Annotated in this window: 3 protein-coding genes; 2 read left to right on the top strand and 1 reads right to left on the bottom strand. The window is 68.6% G+C overall.

What is annotated here, in order from left to right; genetic code table 11:
- Positions 1-287, top strand: a 287-nt coding sequence (locus ACFWF3_RS32025) for a hypothetical protein (protein WP_379317541.1), incomplete at its 5' end; no start/stop codon positions are given.
- On the opposite strand, the gene ACFWF3_RS32030 is transcribed toward ACFWF3_RS32025, so the two are convergent.
- Positions 284-853, bottom strand: a complete 570-nt coding sequence (locus tag ACFWF3_RS32030) for a TetR/AcrR family transcriptional regulator (RefSeq protein ID WP_379317543.1) — start codon at positions 851-853, stop codon at positions 284-286. The two genes, ACFWF3_RS32025 and ACFWF3_RS32030, sit on opposite strands and share 4 nt — an antisense overlap.
- Positions 854-1,088: 235 nt before the next feature.
- Here ACFWF3_RS32030 and ACFWF3_RS32035 point away from each other — a divergent pair.
- Positions 1,089-2,504 (top strand): SDR family NAD(P)-dependent oxidoreductase (locus ACFWF3_RS32035; RefSeq protein WP_379317545.1); only part of this gene is annotated, 1,416 nt, incomplete at its 3' end.

Below are 2,504 nucleotides of genomic sequence, written 5' to 3' on the forward strand. Positions count from 1 at the left end.
ATTACAACGTTCCCGGCATCATCATGTGCGCGATCGGGGTGGTCGGGCTCGCGTGCACCCTCGTCGCGGCTGGTACCGAGCACACCGGATGGGCCGTGCTGGCCGGGATCATGACGTTACTTTTCCTCGGCGGCGGTGTCGGTGCGCTGATGTTCGAGCATCACCGGGAGAAGAAGATCGAGCAGATGCTCGGCCGCACCGGGCACGCGCCCGGCCATGCCGGACCCCAGCGCTACAGTGCCGCCGCGATCGCGATGCGGCGCTCGAATCGCGCGCTCGATTCCTAGCGCTCGCCCGATTCCACGGTCGGTTCCGGCTCGGTGATCAGCACGCTGGGAATCGTCACGGTGATCATCGTGAGCAGGGTGTCGGCCAGCAGTTGATGCACCTGCGCCCTGGTGAGGGTGCCGCGGGTGATCCATTCGCGCCCGGCGACTTTCACCAGTCCCGCGTAGGCGAGGACCAGCGCGCGCAAACGTGCACTGTCTGCCAGATCGGCGCGCCCGATCATCACCAGCATGCGTTCGGCGGCGGCATCGTCGGCCTGATCGAGGATCTGCTGCACCTCGGGGTCGTCGCCGACGCCCTCGTGGCTGGTCACCTTCACCCAGGTGGTGCCGTGCTCGGCGATGGTGTCGAGCAGCCAGCCCACGATCGCGTCGACCCGCTCACCCGGTGTGCCGTCGGGAATGGACACCTTGTCCTGACGCGGCAGAGTCACCATGCGGCGCACCACCGCCAGATACAGGTCGCGCTTGTTGCCGAAGTAGTGGTTGATCAGGCCACGGGCCACCCCCGCGCGCTGGGCCAGTTCCGCGGTCGACACCGCCGCGTAGGGCCGCTCACCGAACATATCGATGGCACACGCCAGGATCTGCGCTCGTCGCTCGTCGGGTTCGAGCCTGCGCCTGCGCGGCGCGTCTGCGGTGTCGGTGTCCAGCGGGGAAATCGCGGTTCTCCGTCGAGTTCGATAGCCGTCGCGCGGTTGCGACGACGGCCCATCACGATACCCAGCGGGTCGCTCGCGCGGCCAATGCGACAATAGATGTCGTCCACCGCTCCCGCACGAAGGAATGTCGCACTCCCCGATGACCGAGAACATGATCGATCCGGACGAGTTGGCGACCTGTCTGCGGGTACTGGAACGCGCCGGGCAGCTGGAGAAGGAACATCCCGACTCCATCGCCGTGCAGCGCGCCGTCGGCCACATGTTCAAAAAACTCAAGCACCGCCGTCGCATCGAGGCCAGGGAGCAGATCTCCTCGAACGACCGCGCCGTCATCGCCGCGACCGCGACGGGGTCCCCGCAGCGCATCGACGACGAGACCGCGGGCATCCCGATCAGCTCGTCCACCTCGGGCGCCAGCGCGGGCACCCTCCTCAAGGCGCGTCCCTGCTACATCTGCAAGCAGAAGTACACCCAGGTCGACGCGTTCTACCACCAGCTGTGCCCCGAGTGCGCGGTAGCGAGCCACACCAAGCGCGACGCGCGCACCGACCTGTCCGGCAAACGCGCCCTGCTCACCGGCGGTCGCGCCAAGATCGGCATGTACATCGCGTTGCGGCTGCTGCGCGACGGTGCGCACACCACCATCACCACTCGCTTTCCCAACGACGCGATCCGTCGCTTCGCCGCCATGGAGGACAGCGCCGACTGGCTGCACCGGCTGCGCATCATCGGCATCGATCTGCGTGACCCCGCGCAGGTCGTGGCGCTGGCCGACGACGTCGCCGCCCAGGGCCCCCTCGACATCCTGATCAACAACGCGGCCCAGACGGTGCGCCGATCGGCCGGCGCCTACAGCGCGCTGGTCGACGCCGAGACCGCGCCGCTGCCCGCGGGCGTCCTGCCGGAGATGGTCACGTTCGGCAAGACCATGCAGGCCCACCCGACCGCACTCACCGCCTCCCTCACGCCGTCGCTGTCGGCCACCGATGTCGCCGAACTGGCGCTGGTCGCCGGTTCGGCCACCCCGGAGCGGATCGCGGCGGGCGTGGCCATCGACGCCGGTGGTCTTGTCCCCGACCTCGCGCACACCAACAGCTGGGTGCAGACCGTCAGCGAGGTGGAGGCCACCGAGCTGCTCGAGGTGCAGCTGTGCAACTCGGTCGCGCCGTTCATCCTGGTGTCACGGTTGCGCCCTGCGATGGCCGCCGCGGCGGGCCGGCGCAAGTACGTGGTCAACGTCTCGGCGATGGAGGGCCAGTTCGGCCGCGGCTACAAGGGCCCGGGGCACCCGCACACGAACATGGCCAAGGCCGCGCTCAACATGCTCACCCGCACCAGCGCCCTCGAGATGTTCGAGGCCGACTCGATCCTGATGACCGCGGTCGACACCGGCTGGATCACCGACGAACGCCCGCACTTCACCAAGGTCCGCCTCGCCGAGGAGGGCTTCCACGCACCGCTCGATCTCGTCGACGGCGCCGCCCGCGTCTACGACCCGATCGTGCAGGGCGAGGACGGCGTCGACCTCTACGGCTGCTTCCTCAAGGACTACCGG

This window comes from Nocardia sp. NPDC060220 (assembly GCF_042727815.1).
Taxonomy (GTDB): domain Bacteria; phylum Actinomycetota; class Actinomycetes; order Mycobacteriales; family Mycobacteriaceae; genus Nocardia.

Excerpts from the sequence above, each read along its gene's own strand:
- ACFWF3_RS32030 (WP_379317543.1), bottom strand. The coding sequence starts at position 853 with ATGTTCGGTGAGCGGCCCTACGCGGCGGTGTCGACCGCGGAACTGGCC.